This window comes from Paenibacillus pseudetheri (genome assembly GCF_924513355.1).
Taxonomy (GTDB): Bacteria; Bacillota; Bacilli; order Paenibacillales; family Paenibacillaceae; genus Paenibacillus_AQ; species Paenibacillus_AQ pseudetheri.
On the sequence record NZ_CAKMAB010000002.1, the window covers coordinates 303917 to 323312 of the forward strand.

Below are 19396 nucleotides of genomic sequence, written 5' to 3' on the forward strand. Positions count from 1 at the left end.
ACAAATGAATCAACAAATACCAGCACATCTGTCCATCTTACGATTTGAACTTTACTCGATGGGAGAACATATACTTTCTGGCCAAGTCCTTAAATGCAACTTTATCTTGTACCGACTGAAAGTACCGTTTAGGGATAATCAGCGCTCTATTAGAGGACACAAAAAATACGAACAAGTTCATCGTTTCACCTATTTTATGTATCTCTTCCCATTTCACTTGCCCGGAACCTGCCTCAGATACGTACTTTATGCCCTCATCTGATATGGAATAGCTCTGAGGCTGCTGTGACAAACTGTCTGTTGCGAAGGCTTTTTTAGATTTTTTGATCAAACTTGATTTGGTCATATACCATAAAACAGCGGCAAGAATCACAGCAGTCACAGCAAGAATTGAAATATTTTTAGTACTGTAATCCTTAGTAATTAACAGCAAAATCACAAAATAAGCAACCACACTGAAAGAGTTAAGTATAATTCGGCTATTCAAGCTGAACCATAGGTTAAACTCCTGAACGTCCTCACTCTTAAGGACTGTATCTACTTTTATTTCATTTTCCACTACTGATCGCTCCCCTGCCACTATCGAAATTTGTCAATTCCATTTCATTCTAACATGCCTGAACACAAAAAAGGGACATCCCTGAAGCGAACGCTTCTAAATGGGTTGTCCCTTTTTAAAAATATAAGAAAGTACAAGTTTCACGCTATACATTATCCTTATATTTCTCGCAGAACGCTTACCGTCCATTAGGGACGCCAAGGGCGTTTTTGCTTGACCGTATGAATGCTTATTTCTTTTGTGCAAGACGTTGTTTGAACTTGTCAACACGGCCGCCTTGTTCTGTATCTCTTTGTTTACCAGTGTAAAATGGGTGGGATGCGGAACTTGCGTCCACGCGGATAACAGGATAAGTGTTACCATCTTCCCATTCCATTGTTTCATTGGATGATTTTGTAGATGCACTCAAGAATTTGAAGCCTACGCTTGCATCCATGAAAATAACCTTGTTGTACTTTGGATGTATGCCTTCTCTCATTCTGATCGTCCTCCTTCTGAACAAATTAGTGGAGCCTTTATGGTAAATTAACCAAATGATCTGTAGGTTTATCTATAAGTATAACCTAATAAACGTAGGAAAATTCGTAAATCTTACGATTTAGACCACCACTCCATCATACGTGAAATCGACATGTAAAGTCAACTACTATCCGATATTCCTTATATTCCCTTACGTTCAACCGGCTTATACATCATACTCCAGCTGTTTTTTTGCCTGAACAATAAAATCTAATGGGTTCTCAATAGTGCCAGATTGATATTGTACCGCACCAATTTTGAGACCGAGGCTGACTTTATACTTTTTGACAAATTCAGTGTCATTAAGCTCTTGAAGCTTCAACTTAATCCGCTCGATTACGATTTTTGCTCCATCGCTATCGGTGAACAGCAGCAGGCCCCATGTTGCGTCATCTTTGTCTAGTAAATACAATGCATCATTGGTACGAATACTGGCCTGACTAAGCTGAGACACGTCGTGAATGGCCTCAGCCAGCTTATCTTCGGGAATAATACGTCTAATCTCATTCCAGTATTTCACTTTCACTACAAGCAGTGTGAGTGGAATCTGATATCGAGTCGAAATGCCTGTAAATAAGGTGGCATCCTTCTGAAAAGAAATACTGTTACGCAGATCAGTGTTCTCGTCTACGATCGCCATATTGGCAGTCTTTTTCTCCAAACGCTGATTCTCAGCCTGCAGCTCTCGGTTGCTTAATGTAAATATCCACAGTACCACTGTTAACAATGGGGTCATAATTAGCCAGAAGTACGTATTCAGTCCAATCGTTTCTCCCAAAGATATCGTCTTATACATCGTGTAGAAGCCGTAAGCAAATATAAATACCAGGTTCAAGACCAACCCTGCAGTCACCGTTGTAAAATACGTAACAACCGCCAGAATAAAAGCCACATTTAAAATGATAATATTCTGGATATAATCGTCGGGTGTCCCTGATATGAAAACAATACAAATATAAAGAAGCACCAGGAACGATAAGAGAGCGATATCTGAAACTAAACCGCTGCGATTACGTCTCACGGTTATCACCACGTTTCTTCATATGTTTACGAAGCAGCAGGATCAGCGATAGAATCACCAGTGCCAGTACCAGCACAATTACGATAACGAAGCTCAGCACGTCCGTTCGTTCCGTTATTTTTTTAACCACGGAATCCTCTGCTGCTCCAGTAATGATCTTGAAACGGTGCGCATTGATATTACCGTCCTTATCAACGATTACCCCATCGCCAAACACCTTCCATTTGTCCCGCTCTGTTGCGATTAACTTCGACGCTAAATAGTACTCTTCAGAGTGGGCTCCCGTAACAGCAAGTAACCCCCGTCCCGCCTCAAATGGCGATTCAATCAGCTGCAGTGTACCGATTTGAGCTCCGTAATGATCTTCAATACTCATCTTCTCATTGGAACGAATCGCTGTTCCGTTCCCGTTATATTGAAAATAGAGCTTATCATTATGATCACGGATGATCTTATTATTCTTATACGAGCCTATAGCGATAACATTATTATTCTTCAAATGATCAGCGCTAATGGTATCTGTGTAGAATTGAATGTTGCCTATATTTCCGCTAGCGTATTTTCCCAGTAGATTAAATACATTAGCTAAACTCAAATATGAATAATCATCCATTTCTTGTGGCAGCACGACTGCTACTTGATTGTAAAGCCCGTCTCGTATGAACGGATACGGATAGTTATTAAACAAAAGATCCGTACGATCCTTAGTATTAAGACGCATTACAGAATCTTTGCTGATATACGCCCACGGCATTTGTTCCTTATCTAAAGTACATTCGGCTCCCTTCAGCTCCAAATCAAAGGCTACATTTACCGTGAAATTACCAGAGATATTCAAGCTTTGAGGAACTGGAAGATCCAGCTTATCGCCATTCGCCAGCTCTTTGGTCAGCTTCTTGCTGCCAATGGGTGTGTTGTTGATACTGACAGTCACTAATGAACGGTCGAAATCTAAATTCTGTGCATAACGAAAATCCAATCTGATTCTGCCTGAATCTGCAATCGAGCGGTTAGAGGGCAGTGAAACAAAGTATGTCTGCTCCTGATGACGTGCCCCAGTGAGTTTATCACCCGTTTCTGAGAGCGTAATATTGGAGCTAATCGAAAGGGGTGGTGCAGATACTTCTGTAGCATCATCGACCACCTTTATATCACTGTTGATTTGACCCAATAACTCTTCATTCGCAACAAAACGGCCTGCTTTAATCAGTAAGTTCTTATCCTTCGAGGTTACGACAAGTAGGGGCTGAGTATCCTTATTTACTAACTGCAGTAGTGCATGTGTACTTAAATCTTCAGAGGTGCTTAGCTGAGCCTTTAGCCCACTTGGTACTCGGTCATACATAGCTACCAGTACAACCGCAGCCTTATTCTTCAACGCATCTGACCGGTAGGGAAGCATTGGAATCGTTCTATTGTCCAATGTATTCCCCTTCACAAGTCCGGAGAGCGCATAAGTAGCCGACTCCAATTCTGCCCCTGTGCTTTTATCAGGTACGGTCAGAACACTTTGATTCTTCGTTAAGGTATCCACGCCAGAGAAGCGCTCGCTAAAGTCACTAATCCCTCCAGTCAAAGGCTTCGGCGTATACATCACGCTAATGCTGGATGTATTAAACAGATGAAGCCAATTCTCATAATCATAATCAACATCACAGTAAAGATCATCTGTATTGTTCGACTGCAAATAACCCTGAATGCCAAGCGTATTGGTTCCCTTTTTCAGAAGCCCCTTAGGTGCTTGAAGGACGAGCTGTTGTTCGCCATTGTCTTTTAGAGAGGGCCTAAACGTATAGAATGGGCTGCCATTTAGCGTTAAGGTAACGCTAGAAATCTGCTCCTTGGTAATTTGCGAAATTTGAAAGTGCAGGTTAATTCTGATCTCATCCACATTCCAATAATCCATGACCTCAAAATATTGCTGCTGGGCACTTGAACCTTTTAACACAGTATCTGCTCCTGTGAAAGAGGTTGTGTAGGTTAATCTAGTATCCTGAGGCGGAGCCTCGGCAGCTGCAACATTCAATTGAATTAGAAAAAGAGAGAGGCAGGTTAACAGTATAACCATTTGTTTTTTCATCATCATGTTCTATTTCTCCTGTGATCACATATTTCTCACATTACTTCTTTGTTCGTTATTAATAGCGTTCAGTCTTATACCACTTTGCTTCTCTTTTGAAGATGAGGTCTTTGACATAAAGATATAATCCGTAGGCGGCGACAACCATCCACAGCTGACAATAAGAGACGTACATCAACATTACGATCCATAAATTGGACAAGCTCATCTCGCCCTTCTCTGTCGTCAACGTTATGAAAGTACCGACAACGAACAGAATGATAGCGAGCAGCCAGAGAAAATTGCTAAGCCCAGCAATGGTAGTATGTACATAGCCCAAAGCATGCAGGATGAGTAGCACATCTGAGGTGATTAACGACATCAGCAATAAGAAGTAAATAGCTAGAAAATAAAGAATATCGAATCGGACTTTTGCGGCGGATTTATCGAAAAGCAGTGGGATATTTTTGACAATGACATAAATGTTGCCTTTAGCCCAGCGCGTTCGCTGCTTGAACCAGACTTTTAAGGTCTGCGGCTCCTGCTCCCATGTGACCGATTTCGGCTGGAACTTGATCTGATAACCCATCATATATATTCTGAAGCTGATTTCTGTATCTTCAGCTATCGCTTTGACATCCCAGCCGCCGATACTTTCTACGATAGACCTGCGCATAATAAAATTAGTGCCGGGAATGGTGCATAACTTGAACAACTTCCAGCGTCCCGCTTGCGCCATCCATTGAAAGGACAACGTCTCAATATTAATAAACCGGGTAAGTAGGCTTGCGTTACGGTTACGGGTTCTAAACTTACCGATTACTGCGCCTAGGCTAGAGTCATTCATGATCTCAGCGACCAGATAACGTAAAGCCGTTTTTTCAGGAGTGTTGTCTGCATCATAAATCGCAATTAACTGCCCTTTGCAATGGGTGAAGCCTATATTCAGCGCATTCGATTTCCCTTTGCCACCCGTAATCGCATCCGTATTAATAACGATCAGCTGACGCCCTGGATTTCTTTTTTGGATACCGGCCAGCAGTTCAGCACTGTTATCAGAGGAATTATCATTAATCACAATAATCTCATATCGATCTTCCGGATAATCAAGCGCTAGCAGAGATTCCACCGTCTTACAGATTACTACCCCCTCATTGTGAGCAGGAACCATAATTGAAACCAAAGGATATTCGCCCTCTATCTCTGGCATGTCCTCATTTTCTGATTTAATGTAATATAAATAGCCTGCGATAATAAGGGTCACATTCACCAGCAATAGAGACCAGATACAGATCACTGCAATTACCATCAGTATGTCTGAAATCGTCATAGGATCCTCCAAATCACGATTAGTTGTCTCATTTCAAATACTTTTTCCTATACAATCGGTATCCGATGAGCATTAATCCGCCAAATAGCAGCAGCGAAATCATTATCGCAACTATAAAGAACTGATTCTGTATATTAAAAAGCGTCGTAAAGCTCTTCTTCTGCTCTTCTGTATACCGGTAATCGCTATTCACTGTTTCTGGCGTATAATTCAGACTCAGGGGTTGTCCATTGATAGAAATCACTCCTTCTGATGAAGTGATCGTATTGACGTCTGTTACAACCTCATGCCTTTCTTGTTTATAATCCGCAAAAGAAACCCAGTATTGTTCCAGCGTCTTCAGCATTTCCTCAAGTTCTTCCTTATCTTTAGGCATATCCACAGTGATTACCGTGTCCATCGGCAGTTCTGGCATCACATTATTGGATGTTTGCAGATCTTGCAAAAAATCAATCGGCACACTATATAAAGAGCATGGAAAGGACTTAGAGGTGTCGCTCTGCTCCATATAATCAACATTTTCATCCGGATACAGTATCACAGAATCAAAAAAACCCATCCCCGCCTCCGAGTATTCCTTGTCATACGCCCAGTGCATTTGTGCACCCATTCCAAGCGGCCCAATCTTGTTATGCACCAGCAGATTAATGAACGCGTTCATCTTCGCCTGAAGTGAATGATCCATATTACTAGTACTCGTTGAATGCATCGCAATAGGGGCATTGACCAGAATGCTGCCATTATTCGATTGCACTCTTTTGATGGCTACCAAATAACGCTGCATTGCCGGATAATCGGTATTGCTGAACACTGGCCGTACACTTGCGAGAAAAGGAATCCCCACTTGATACAGCCGCTCTGCCGTCTCTGTCAGCAGTCCCAGATCAGAGAAGGGATAGATCTCTTTGATCGCAAGATACACTTTAGGCGTTGCCTTGATATGGATCCAATCCTTCAGAACATACCCCATCGCCAGTGCACTGACATTCCCTTGTTCAAAATACGGAACATATGCAGCATCCTCTTTACTTACAGCATAAGGTGCTTGCAGGCCATCCTGGAAGATCAGCTTTCCAAGGGACTGGGTTCCCTGACTTCCGGCTATATAGAGCATATCCTGTACCTGAAGTGAAATTCCCGAGAACTGCCCGATCTGGAGATCTGGATTCGCGTCATACATGACATCTGTGGTTAACTGTAGTATCTTTTTCAGCGAGGCTGGAGGGCTGTACCCGATGTGTAAATACTGTCCCTGATAATGCTCCCAATCCTCTACATAGAATTTATTAGTAATCAAAATATCCGCTGCGTTACGGATCATAATCACTTTAGAGTAATTATTCAGCATCCCTTGTTCATATTGATCCAGACTCCTAAGCGTGACTTTGATGGAATAGGACGCCAGCAGTCGCTGGAGTTCAGTCACGTTGCCTTCCTTCGTTGTCCCCTTAGCGAGACTGTCGTAGAGTAGTAGAACCTGCTGTGGCGAAGCAGAAGATTGGACAGGTGTGACGGGAATCAGAAGGGCTGTTAGGGTCAAGGTCAGTAGCAATATACCGTTTAAAACTCCTCTGAGGCTCATACACTCACATCCTTTTGAGGCCTTGTATACGGGCTAGAAGTGCTCTTGCTAACCTGCTTAACCTGATTTCTGTTTTTAGAAATTCTACGCCCAATCACACTGGATAAGGTCAGAAAGGTAACTAAATCGAAGGATAATGTAAATAAGAACTCATGCTTGGAAATATCGGCATCGCCTGCCCCGATAATCGATACAAAAATACCTGAAAGCCCAATGCCAATCGAAGCGACAATCAATACCATTCGCTGCATACCTCTTAAATCACGGGACTTGATCGCTTTTACAAAGGATGGCATATAGAGACCGATGACAAGCACCATCCAGAGGAAGATGAACCCGAATGTTCGCGGGGCCAGCGTTAGTTTCAGTTGGCTGTATCCGGTGAAAAAGTGACTCTGTGCTCGAAACTCCTTACCAACGGAATGCTCGAAATTCCCCATAGCGGCCGGCTTAATCGAGAATGCACTTCGAGCAGCTACATTAAGAATTGAATTAAGCTGGTCTGGGTTCGTTAAATAATATTTCAGGATGGATACAAATCCATAACGACTGTAGAAATTCTCCTCGAGAAGTGGTGAATTCACGTCTATGGTCACATACTTCTCATAATGAATGCTGTTCTTCAGAATGGCGTATTGCTCGTCCATCCCTAACGCTTTTAAAGCAGCCTCTGGATCAGGTGATTCCTTCAGCACCCCTCGGGTCATGGCATGGAACTGGTTAATGTTTACGAACTCATTTGAGATATTCAAATACGTGAATACACCTGCGAACAACATCAGAGCAAGAGAAGCCATCGTCAGGATACGAAAGATCTTATCTCTGCGAATCCAGAGAAGTGAACATCCCAGTACAGCAATGATCATACCCACTGGAGCATTCTGCTGCTTGGAAGTAGTCAGGATCAGCGTGCTAATCACGAAAACGGCCAGCATCGCGTAGTCATTGTATCTTTTTCGATATAACATCAGCCATGAAGCGAACATGAAGATCATCGTGATCATTACAACGCTCTCGCCGTAAAAGGAGTTAAAATAAGCCGTATACCCGGTATCCCCGAATATAAAAATAGCAATACCTGCAATGATGAATCCCTGTTTTCGGGACATCTTCCATGTAATAGCCTCTATTAATAAGTAAATTGCGATTACATATAGAGTCGTATAAATCGCCGCTTGAAAGCGGATGTCGAATACCTCACTACTGAAGAACAACTTGTTAAGTCCTATAGCCAGCTTGATAAATAAGGACTGAGAGGAAAATAACATTGCACCATTCTCATTAAAATATTGAAAGATCCCATATTGCTTCACAAAATAACCAAAGTACTGACTATCATAATCCGGCAGATTGAAATAGAGTCCATTACTATAAATGCTACGAAAAAAGTCACCATTATCCGCCATTCCGACATACGGAGCTGTGAACAAAGCGATGATGGTAATAAGCAGCACTCCAAATGCAGCAAGAAATGCAGGAGAAACCGATAAATTAGCAAGTGCTATCCCCTGCCTTAGAGGTGTTTTCACCGTGTTATCCATCATGCAGGTTCACCTTCAATACATTAAGTTTAAGTTAATAGACATAGGCCAGTAATGCCATCAGGTTGTCAAAAGAATAAGCTTGGCCGCTAGCGACATCACCGAATCCTCCATACAGTGGGCTAGCCACATCTGTTACTCTGAACTCGTTCATTCTTTCAATGCTTTTATGGTGGAGAGATTCATCGCCGATTTCTGCGCCGATCATAGCCGTAATGGCATAAATGGCTGTGGACCGGATATCGTTCAGCGGCTTACCTTCTCTCGAATATTGCCCATATAACGTTCCAGCTTCGACCAGTTTTTTGATAAAATCAATGCTGGTGGATTTCTCCTGATCTACCTCTGCTAAGGCGAGAATCGATAAAAGCGACTCTACTGTATTGATATTTTCTGAGCTATATTTTCCGGTCTCATAATTAAACCGTGTCTCATAAAAAGGAAATTCATCCGATAAGTATCCATCTTCCAATATTACGTTCATATCATTCGTCAGTTTCTTACTAAATTGGCTAGGAATCGACAACTTTCGCAAAGTGCCCAAATTAATATAACACAAAGTGACGAATGTGTTGGTTGAAGAATATTCCATATCGTAGAAATCATAAAGGTTTTCATCTTTTACATTATAGTCATAAAATCTCTCGCCATATTTATCCGCTTCAGCTGTATAACGGTTATCACCAAACTTTTCCCCAGCCTCATAAAGAGCTCGAATCATACGTAAATCATCGACGGCAGCATTCAAGGGATATAACTTCTGCTGTTTAGGGCTGTAGCGGTAGCTGAAACCACTATTCATATCAAAAATTTGTTTAGCCAGATTCCATTGTTCCGCAAATCGCTCTTGTTGGCCGCTACGCACAGCTGCCAGCATCCTAAGAGATGCCGATTCACTGAGAACCTCGTGTCCACTTGCCGCTTCCGCCGACTGATCTGTTTCTATAAAATTAGTATATACACCGTACTCACCTGTGAGCTTCGAGGTAATGAACTGCTCTAAGTCAATTACTTCCTGCGTCTGGGCTACCGTAGAATCATGTTTTGAATCATCATGAAGGGGTAACTCCGTAGGAGAAGTGACGGTTGTAGTCGGTGTTGATGTCGCTGTTGGAGTTGCCGTTTTTTCACAAGCTGTTAGACCTGTGATACCTACTAGAATCGACAGCGCAGCAGCGATTATTTTCCTCAAATGATCACTTCCTTTAGCATTGCGTTATGCTACCTAGTATTATCTATAACGGTAATATACAACATATACTTAAACCAAAATGTAACATTTTGTATCTTTTTGTCGAAAAAAGAGCCCTCCTTACGCCTTTTTCTCGCTTCCATCCTCAATACTAGGAACTTTCCATTATACAATGCTTCAATCGCATTGCCCGACCAATGACCGGAAGTATCCGTGAAATGCGTCAACGCTGATATACCTGTCTCAAGTTTCAGGAAACGAGCCATAATTCATTCTTTATTTATCCTCCCCATTATAGTTCTTAGGACATAATAGACCATAATAAGGAAGAGATCTGAACAAAATCTGAACATAAAACAATTTTAACAGTGAAATAAGTCACGTTTTATCAAAAAAGGCGGAACCCCGCGAAGCCTCAGCTTCCGAAATTCCGCCAAATCCAGCTACTTCTGACCTAACCCTTAATCCTACGATACGTTTCTTCATCGGAAACCACATACAATCTAGCATCCTTAGGAATAGCCTGATCCAGCTTTCGATTGATACTAAGATCGCTACGATCCGACAACAAGGTTGCACCTTGCAGAAGCAAATTCTGAAATGCGTCTCCATAGGTCTTCCATGCGGCATTCACTGGAATCTCATAAATATCATCACCATATTTACGGCTTAGCAGCTGCGTTATTACTTCAGAATTCCCCTCTTGCAGAGCGGATCGAACAGCTAGTCTGGAGATGGCATCATGCGAGAGAACGAACTCATTCACCTGTACATGCCTGAAATTCTGTATATTCTTCTCTTGCATTATTTCTACAGTCGTATGTACTTGTGGCGCAATGCGCTCAATGCTAGAAGCAATTAACAAAGATTTGCCGTCGATCAGCGATGCTTCATCAATCCGTGTGTCGCCGAACACAATGGCCGCTCTAGCTTCATGAATGTTAGCCTTAAGTAGCGTCTCGTCACTGGAGGCATCACCACTTATAAAGTGGACTTGATCCATATGCTCCAAAGGATGAGTTCCTGTCTCATCAATGATGACAATGTGGCATTTCGGAGAATAGCATAGAATCTCATCTACGGCAGCTTGTGCTTTCTTACTCCAATTAATCAGAATCACATGATCCTTTCCCCGAAAGCTCAACGTCCCCGCTCCTCTCCTTCTCTGCACCTCCGCAATGGAGTCAATGACTTTACCAATAACCAAGCTGAGGAGGCCGATACCAAAGATATATAGAAACATGGTAAACAGCTTTCCAACTACAGTCTCTGCAAAATAATCCCCATACCCTACGGTCGCCATCGTTGTCATGACCCAATAAAATGCATTAAACCAACTGTGAAACGTACCCGGCTCGATTAGGTAAGCAATCGACGCACTAAGAACTATAAAGATCAGAATGATTAACCCTATCGTCCGTTTACGTAACCGCATCATCTTGGTGGAAATTCTCAGAAACAGATGCATCTGCCACCCCTTCTTCACATCAAGCTAAAACGCCCTCGGCGTCCTTTAAGGACGGTAAGCGTTTATGCGAGAAATATAAGGCTGCCACTCGACGGATGGATCGGGGGCAGCCTTATTCTGGTCTTTTTCCATTGTCGGACTAAACAATCAAACTGCTAATCGCAAATGCTGTCCCAATAAACACCAAGCAAAGCATAGTGCCTACTGCCACATTTCCCTTCTCCAGATGCTCTGAAATCTTAAAGGTTGGGGTTGCCAATTCAAAGATCCAATAAGCCGCAATTAAGCACACATAACCTACCGCAAACCAAACGATCATGTGCAGAATGGAGGTATTCGTATATGCCGCTACGCCAATAATAATAGCCGTTGCCAGAAACTTGCCGCCTAAAGCCAAGGCTACAGCCACATTGCCTTTCTTCAGCTCCTCCATATCTTTAAACGGAGTCATCAAACCAAAGATCACCATGCCTAACAATTGCAAAAGAATAATCACAAACACACTCACTACCAAATTAACCACAATCGTCACTTCGCCCACCCCCGAAATTTCGCATAAGCCGAATCATAGTCGGCAAAATCATGTACTTCCTCAAGGACTACGGAAGCGGTCTTCTTTTTCTCTAATGCGGTATAACGTTCATCATCAATCGGCTGCTTAATCCGATTACCTGAAGGGAGCTCAAGCACCGCAAAGTTTCTTGTTTTATCCTTATACTTAGTCTTGTATACTCCTACAATATCAACATCAGTGGTTACCGATACTTTAAGATTGGTAAGATCCTCTGCTGCCGTTTTTTCATCTGCATAAGACTTAATCGTGCTCCATGAAGACAGGCGAACTTCATTCTTCTGATCCGCATCCGTGATTAACTCGGCGTCCATGAACTGAAGTGTCCAAATTTTATCACCAGTAGCATAATTCCCATCATTCGGGAGCAGTTCATTATCCGGCAAAACCGTCATGTCACTCCCAATTAAATCCCCTACGGTACTCTCTACCACCCGGTAATCCCACGGAACCCGTGCTACATTATCTGAAGTTTGAGCTGTTCCTGAATCAAATACACTGCCCTGATTACTGGAACATGCGCTAAGTAGCAGCACCACCGTCAGAAGCATCATACATAAGGCTCCGATTCGGGCTTTCTTGCTCTTATCCAATTATCTCACTCCCAACGCAATAAAATGACTGGCATTGCCTGTAATCAACCCGCCCGCTCGGCCGAGCATACCACAAGGCTTCCCGTTAATCACGAACATGCCTGTCAGCAGATGAAACTCACCCTCTGAAGTCGTTATCCGTGCTAAATCGGCTCTTTTTTGATACACAGTGGGGAAGAGCTGACTACTGTCATAACCGTCTTCATCTTCAAGCTCTAGTGCACCACTATCATCAAACATGCGCACCGAACCCCCTTCACGACCAAAAACAGATTTGGACACAAAGTTTCCTGAGAATACAGGCTTATTATAAGTAGGCAAAATATAGCGCAAGATCGTCTCTCGCTCTTCCTTATCGAAAAGCAAGCCCAGCTCATACATTCCCCACACCGCTGCAACTAGCCCCTTGGACTGGAGCAATATACTGTGAGGGCCGTTAAAGAGCTGAAGATTCCCTTGCTCTACCGCATAGGCGAGGGCATCCCCGCCTTCATCAACAGCCATCCACTCTTTAGGATATAGGGCGAACATCCGCTCGATCACACGGTCCCCCCCATCCTTGAGAATTCCGTTGTCGACCCACAGATCAAGGCAATCCACACACTGGATATCGAGACCACTGTGCTTCACTAATGCTTCAATCGTACCTGAATCTTCAAGATGAGATCCATAAGCGACACAAGCTGCGGTATCTGGACGTTCTATCTGCCAAGCTGCCGCGACTTGTTCCTTCATCCCTTGATTTGGACTGTGCACACCAGCTTGATCACAGATCCACGGCGTAGCTATCGACGCTTCCACATAACCTGTCGGGGTATCCGCATTCAATTCGAGCAGCTTAATCGTCCCATCATGGGCTATGGCAAAGTCGAATCTGGCATATCGACTAATGAATCCTTCTTCTGGCATAGGGCTCCCGTCAAGCATCTCCCAAAGTACAGGGGGAATTCCTAGCAGTTCATACAAATCGCGCTTTAGATGCACATAGCGAACCGCTTTATCGAGGATAGCCCAGAGTTTTGATGAAGCTTCTTCAAGCTCCTTATAAGTGTCCCTGCGCATTACAGCAATTGCATCCAACCAGTACTCTTCATCTTCAAGATCCGCCCAAGTGAACCCAAGCTCATACAACGCTTTGACCCGCGGACCTCTTTCAAGCCCAGACTGATCTAGAATTTCAAATACACTCTGCTGCTCACTCATCCGCCAAAACCACTCTTGCTTGAGCCTGATCTCGAAGAAGACTTCGAGCCTGAGCTAGATTTAGAGTTCTTCGAAGAGTTTAATCCGCTGGAAGTGCCACCGATTCCATTTTTTGAGGAAGAACCTCTTCTAGTAATAGAGCCTGTAGAGGAAGTCGATGTTTTGGGCTTTACAACAGAACCGGGGACCTTCTTATTCTGGAACTTCTCACTGCTATAGGTAGGCGGCTTATAAGTTGTTCTCGTGCCTCCATAATAAGTTGGACGGTCCTTAGACCATCCTCTGGAAGAGTAATTGCCTCCACTGTTAAACAGCATGTGATACAGCAGCAAGTCATCCCAGCCAAAACCTGAATGATATCCACCATAGTTATTCACTACCGTCGTTCCATTATTGGTTACAACACCTTGGCCTTCCTGTTCTACCTCTTGTGCACCTTCCGGATATGGAATATTCCAATCCACATTTTTGTCAAAATAGGCTTTAACCTCTTCGGTAGACCAGGATACTAGCTGTGGTTCATCTCCAGAAGTATTTGCGCTAGCCCCTGCGCCGCCAGGAATAAACATAGCATTTGCTAACAGAGCTATGCCTAGCGAAGTAGATAATACTCGAATAGGCTTACCATCAGAGGTAAATAATTTGGATACCGCTAATTCCTTATCCTTTTCATCTTTAGACATCGTAAGGTTCTCCTTCCCTTATCTCAATCATTCGTTGTGCATCGGAACAAGTAAAAGCTCCAGCTTACCTTCATCTACATTCAGCCGTCCTTCAACCGTTTCATATTCAACACTGCCAACCACTATATAATTGACATGCTCTAGCGCTGCGATCATATTCATGCTCCACGAGCGTTCCTCAATGACTCGCAGCCCGCCTTCCGGCATTTTTTCAAATAAGATTACATTCATCCCATTGTCCATTATTACCATTCCTTCCTTAGTTCTGCTATAGCATCTGATACGTCTTTATTACCTTTTCGTTTCAGTTCTAGAATTGCGCAGACTGCCCAACCTTACTCTTGGCGTTAGAACGTTTATATAAAAGAAGAATTCCTAACGAGCACAAGCTAACAAGGAGCAACACGCCATATACATGCTGATATGCTTTTGCTGGAGAGATATCACGCTGAGCATGTAGCAAAAGCCCGCAGACTGCAACAGATACAGAGCCTCCGAGGCAATAACCGCAGCAGTACCGGCAGCACGATAAGCACCAGGCAAGTAATTCCGAACAATCCGTTCCAGCCAAAGTACTGGCTGATGACGCCTCCGACAATAGGGTCGGATAACCGGCTATAAATAACCGTCGATAATGCATATCCAATCGAATAGCTGGAAATGACCCATGAGCCTAGGTCAGCAGAAATTTGGAGATCCTGAATAATGGTTGGAAGCGATACATTAAACATCGTTGTATTCATCACTACAATAAAGAGGCACATCGTCCATAATGGCATGACTATTTTATCATTCATTCCTACTCCATCTCTGTCCTAATTTATCTATACATGCTCAACTAATTTTATGCCTATAAAAAGAGGTTGGCAATTAGAAGAGGAAGATTACTTGCGCCACATCATTCCACACTCCCGTCCGATTATGATCTCCATTCTTCGCAATATATACTTGTAGTGTTTCAATCAGACCCATCTTGTGCTAATGATAAGATCTTAAAGTTATATTATGTCGCGCATGAACTAGGGATAGATTGGGAAGCATCGTTTGGTTTCTTAAAATATAAGCATTTGTGTGTGCTTTACATGAAGTTTACAAGGGTTCGTATAGAGATTTTCTAAATAGGAGGTAGTATTCATGAGGGGTTTGACAAAAGAAATTGCGATGGAAATTGTTCGACGTACGATGCATGTGATTGGGTACAACGTCAATGTTATGGACAAGCGAGGACGAATTATTGGATCTGGCGATGGTAAGCGGTTAGGGCAATCACATGAGGGTGCATTACTCGCGATCGAGCGTCGTGGTAGATTCGAGATTGATCAGGAGAGCGCCGCAAGATTGCAGGGGGTATTGCCTGGCACAAACCTTGTTATTGAGTTTGAGAATGAGATTGTGGGTGTTATTGGGATTACAGGTGATCCCAAGGAAGTGACGAAGTATGGTGAATTGGTGAAGATGACGGCGGAGATGTATCTTGAGCATATGAAGCTGTTAGAGCAGGCACAATGGGACAAACGAATGAAGGAGAATTTCCTGCTCGCGGTGATGAATGGCGATGAGGGGAACGTGCAGACTTTACGACATCAAGCACAGCAGATTCATTTTCAGGTGGATAAGCCTCATATCGCATGCATCATTGAATTAATTGATCGTAATGAAGCGGAGCTAATGGCGACAATGAAGCGGGTAGCTGATGTATTGGAAGGACGCCCGGCTGTTCAATTGATTACCATTCGTAATGCCAGACAAGTTGTTCTGATCAAGGAGCATCTCCACGAGCGGAAGCCACATACGGATATATGTGAAGGGATTCACCAAATAAGACGCTGGTTAGATGTTAAGGAGATTTCTCCACTACGTATCGCGGTAGGGAAACCTTTTACAGGGATTCAAGGGATGATGAAGTCCATTCAATCCGCAGAAGATACGATGCGTGCAGGCTATGCAATATATCCAGATGAGCCGGTTTATTATGCAACGGATCTGCAACTGGAGACGATGGTCGTTCCAAGTGTGCAGCATTGGATGTCGGAGGAGTTGCTGCAGCTATGGGCGCATTTTATGGAGGAGGATCGTAGTGGTGAGCTTCAGCAGACATTAGATCTATTTTACTTCGAAAATGGGGAGCAACAGCATATCGCTGAACGACTGCGTATTCATCGGAATACGTTACGCTACCGACTCCAGCGCATAACCGAATTCACAGGCAAAGATCCAAGAAATTATCAGGAGCTGTTCCTACTCATGAGTGCGCGTTGGTTATATTTATTGGAACATCGTGGTAATTACCGTGATGAATAAGTGGATATATGTGCATATGCACAAAAAAAGACATCAAACGATGCGAAATGTTTATTTCTCTGCCTAATGAAACGCTTACAAAATATCGCTAAAGTATAGATATGAGCTCAAACCACATATCGACATATACGATTCTATGTAAACTTGGGAGGAATAACTCATGACAGTGAGTGTAAGCGTTTTAGGTGCTTTAGCTGCATTGGTTGTAGCAATCGTTCTAATATTGAAAAAAGTACCGCCAGCCTACGGCATGATGATTGGTGCGTTAGTAGGCGGTTTAGTCGGCGGGGTGAGTATGGTGGATACCATTACGCTGATGATGGATGGTGCCAAAGGGATGATTCCTGCCGTGCTTCGTATCTTGGCAGCAGGTGTGTTAGCAGGTGTATTGATTGAATCAGGCGCGGCGAAAAAGATTGCAGAGACGCTGGTTCAGAAGGCCGGCGAGACACGAGCATTACTCGCATTAGCCTTAGCAACAATGGTGCTTACAGCAGTCGGCGTATTCGTGGATGTAGCTGTTATTACTGTAGCACCCATTGCATTAGCTATTGCACAACGTGCGAATCTATCGAAATTGGCAATCCTGATCGCTATGATCGGTGGCGGTAAAGCCGGTAACATCATGTCACCAAACCCGAATGCAATTGCAGCATCAGATGCATTTCATATTCCATTAACTTCGTTGATGGCAGCAGGTATAATTCCAGCCGTGTTCGGGATTATCGTAACGTACTTCATCGCAAAACGTTTAAACAATAAAGGTAGTAAAGTAGAAGCTTCAGAGGTAACAAATAATCCAAATGAGCAGCTTCCAAGCTTCTTCACAGCCATTCTAGCTCCACTTGTAGCCATTATCTTGTTATCCCTTCGTCCAATTGCAGGCATCGTAGTCGATCCAGTTATCGCACTTCCAGTTGGAGGTATAGCAGGTGCTATTGCAATGGGAAGATTTAAGAAATTAAATGAGTTCGCTGTATTTGGTCTTGGTAAAATGACGGGTGTAGCCGTCATGTTAATCGGGACAGGTACACTGGCTGGTATCATTGCAAATTCGCAATTGAAGGATGTTATTATCGATGGCCTTACAGCATCTGGCCTGCCGGCATACTTGCTTGCTCCAATCAGTGGTGCGTTAATGTCTCTTGCAACAGCATCGACAACAGCAGGTACAGCCGTAGCGAGCACTGTGTTCGGCTCCACCATTATGGGACTTGGCGTAGCATCGCTAGGAGCGGGGGCCATGATTCACTCTGGTGCGACTGTATTAGATCATATGCCTCACGGTAGCTTCTTCCACGCAACAGGTGGTAGTGTGAACATGCAGATGAAAGAACGTCTGAAATTGATTCCTTATGAAACTGCAGTTGGTCTAACACTAGCGATCGTTTCGACATTAGTATTTGGTGTATTCCAATGGTTCGTATAACAACTATCGAAGCATGAACAACATAACGGGGAGTGGAGAGCATGAAGTTTGTATTGGCGCCGGATTCATTTAAAGAAAGTATGACCGCAATGGAAGCCTGTGAGGCCATAGAACGAGGACTTCGTTCCTCTTTTCCCGATGCAGAATATATTAAAGTTCCGATGGCAGATGGCGGCGAAGGTACGGTTCAATCGCTTGTCGATGCGACCGGCGGACGCATTGTACAATGTGACGTAACAGGGCCGCTCGGTCACCCTGTGAGTGCATTCTATGGCATTGTGGGAGATGGAAAGACCGCGATTATCGAGATGGCAGCTGCTTCTGGACTTGGACTTGTACCAAAGGAAGAGCGTAATCCATTGATCACCACGACAAAGGGTACGGGAGAGCTTATCGTTCATGCGCTGAATGCAGGTGTACGTTCCATTATTATGGGTCTTGGTGGCAGTGCGACCAACGATGGTGGTGTAGGCATGGCACAGGCGCTTGGATTCCGCTTCTTGCGAGAAGATGGAACGGAGATTGGGTACGGTGGAGGATCGCTAAGTGAAGTTACTCGTATTGATAGTGCTCATGTAGATCCGAGACTCCAAGGTCTCCAAGTGGTAGCCGCATGTGACGTGGATAATCCTTTAACTGGAGCGCACGGAGCATCCGCCATCTTCGGCCCGCAAAAAGGTGCAACACCCGACATGGTGAAGCAATTGGATGCAAATCTTGCACGTTTAGCAAACATCATTGAGCGCGATCTCGGTAAAGAAGTGAATGATACAGCAGGTGCGGGTGCAGCAGGTGGACTTGGTGCTGGCGTGATGGCCTTCTTAGGAGCCAAGTTAAAGCGAGGCGTGAACATCGTCGTCGATGCCATGAATCTTGCGGATAAAGTGAAAGATGCAGATTATGTCATCACAGGTGAAGGTGGTATGGATAGCCAAACCGTCTATGGCAAAACACCGATTGGTGTTGCTAAAGTAGCACAAGCCGCTGGTGTACCTGTTATTGCCTTAGCGGGTTCCCTTGGTACTGGTGTAGAAGCCGTGTACGAGCATGGTATCGATATGTTCTTTTCCATCGTGCCCGGGGTATGTACGTTAGATAAAGCGCTCACCGATGCTTCCTTCAACATGGAGCGCACCGCGCGTAATATAGGTACATTAATCAAACATAGTAAACGTTAATCGCAAGTATAAACGCCTTCGGCGTCGCATGGAATAAATTATTATATTTATCAAGTAGGAGGGGGCGGCAAGCCCCCGTCCTCTCACACCACCGTACATGCGGGTCCGCATACGGCGGTTCCAAAAGGTTAACAAAGTTCCAGATAACGTGAAAGCAGACTTTTCAG

Annotated in this window: 18 protein-coding genes; 3 read left to right on the plus strand and 15 right to left on the minus strand. The window is 43.8% G+C overall.

Translation table 11 applies throughout. The features are described 5' to 3' along the window. Positions 1–37: 37 nt before the first annotated feature. The 15 genes from L1028_RS02795 to L1028_RS02865 form a co-directional block, all read right to left on the minus strand. Positions 38–559, minus strand: coding sequence for a YcxB family protein (locus tag L1028_RS02795; protein ID WP_234531137.1), 522 nt, complete (start codon positions 557–559; stop codon positions 38–40). A 229-nt stretch (positions 560–788) separates the two neighbouring features. Then, on the minus strand, positions 789–1037 hold the full coding sequence (locus tag L1028_RS02800; RefSeq protein WP_042131530.1) for a type B 50S ribosomal protein L31: 249 nt from the start codon (positions 1035–1037) through the stop codon (positions 789–791). Positions 1038–1244: 207 nt separating this feature from the next. Continuing rightward, positions 1245–2099 (minus strand): diguanylate cyclase domain-containing protein, encoded by an 855-nt coding sequence (locus tag L1028_RS02805; RefSeq protein WP_234531138.1) that lies wholly within the window; start codon positions 2097–2099, stop codon positions 1245–1247. Then, entirely contained in the window at positions 2089–4185 is a 2097-nt protein-coding gene (locus L1028_RS02810) for a cellulose biosynthesis cyclic di-GMP-binding regulatory protein BcsB (RefSeq protein WP_234531139.1), read from the minus strand. The genes L1028_RS02805 and L1028_RS02810 overlap by 11 nt, the downstream gene beginning before the upstream one ends. Before the next feature lie 52 nt (positions 4186–4237). Continuing rightward, positions 4238–5488, minus strand: coding sequence for a glycosyltransferase family 2 protein (locus tag L1028_RS02815; protein WP_234531140.1), 1251 nt, complete (start codon positions 5486–5488; stop codon positions 4238–4240). Between the two features lie 28 nt (positions 5489–5516). Next, positions 5517–7070: a hypothetical protein gene (locus L1028_RS02820; RefSeq protein ID WP_234531141.1), complete on the minus strand. Its 1554-nt coding sequence runs from the start codon at positions 7068–7070 to the stop codon at positions 5517–5519. After that, positions 7067–8614, minus strand: coding sequence for a glycan biosynthesis hexose transferase WsfD (gene wsfD, locus L1028_RS02825; RefSeq protein WP_234531142.1), 1548 nt, complete (start codon positions 8612–8614; stop codon positions 7067–7069). The genes L1028_RS02820 and wsfD overlap by 4 nt, the downstream gene beginning before the upstream one ends. 31 nt (positions 8615–8645) lie before the next feature. Continuing rightward, positions 8646–9803: a glycosyl hydrolase family 8 gene (locus tag L1028_RS02830; protein WP_234531143.1), complete on the minus strand. Its 1158-nt coding sequence runs from the start codon at positions 9801–9803 to the stop codon at positions 8646–8648. A gap of 454 nt (positions 9804–10257) precedes the next feature. After that, a complete protein-coding gene (locus L1028_RS02835; RefSeq protein WP_234531144.1) occupies positions 10258–11271 on the minus strand; it encodes a potassium channel family protein in 1014 nt (337 codons plus the stop codon). Between the two features lie 139 nt (positions 11272–11410). Further along, positions 11411–11803: a DUF350 domain-containing protein gene (locus tag L1028_RS02840; RefSeq protein WP_234531145.1), complete on the minus strand. Its 393-nt coding sequence runs from the start codon at positions 11801–11803 to the stop codon at positions 11411–11413. Next, entirely contained in the window at positions 11800–12396 is a 597-nt protein-coding gene (locus L1028_RS02845; RefSeq protein WP_234531160.1) for a hypothetical protein, read from the minus strand. The genes L1028_RS02840 and L1028_RS02845 overlap by 4 nt, the downstream gene beginning before the upstream one ends. 39 nt (positions 12397–12435) lie before the next feature. Next, entirely contained in the window at positions 12436–13638 is a 1203-nt protein-coding gene (locus tag L1028_RS02850; RefSeq protein ID WP_234531146.1) for a glutathionylspermidine synthase family protein, read from the minus strand. Beyond that, positions 13635–14321 carry a hypothetical protein gene (locus L1028_RS02855; protein WP_149645450.1) on the minus strand — a complete coding sequence of 229 codons (687 nt, stop codon included), beginning with the start codon at positions 14319–14321 and terminating at the stop codon, positions 13635–13637. The genes L1028_RS02850 and L1028_RS02855 overlap by 4 nt, the downstream gene beginning before the upstream one ends. Before the next feature lie 27 nt (positions 14322–14348). Continuing rightward, positions 14349–14552 (minus strand): hypothetical protein, encoded by a 204-nt coding sequence (locus L1028_RS02860; protein WP_423803003.1) that lies wholly within the window; start codon positions 14550–14552, stop codon positions 14349–14351. Positions 14553–14764: 212 nt separating this feature from the next. Beyond that, entirely contained in the window at positions 14765–15118 is a 354-nt protein-coding gene (locus L1028_RS02865; RefSeq protein WP_234531148.1) for an MFS transporter, read from the minus strand. A gap of 337 nt (positions 15119–15455) precedes the next feature. On the opposite strand from L1028_RS02865, the gene L1028_RS02870 reads away from it, so the two are divergent. From L1028_RS02870 to L1028_RS02880, 3 genes are all read left to right on the plus strand, one after another. Then, on the plus strand, positions 15456–16622 hold the full coding sequence (locus tag L1028_RS02870; protein WP_234531149.1) for a sugar diacid recognition domain-containing protein: 1167 nt from the start codon (positions 15456–15458) through the stop codon (positions 16620–16622). Between the two features lie 160 nt (positions 16623–16782). Beyond that, positions 16783–18051, plus strand: a complete 1269-nt coding sequence (locus L1028_RS02875) for a GntP family permease (protein WP_234531150.1) — start codon at positions 16783–16785, stop codon at positions 18049–18051. Positions 18052–18092: 41 nt separating this feature from the next. Beyond that, complete coding sequence (locus L1028_RS02880; protein ID WP_234531151.1) at positions 18093–19229, plus strand: glycerate kinase; 1137 nt, start codon at positions 18093–18095, stop codon at positions 19227–19229. Positions 19230–19396: the final 167 nt, after the last annotated feature.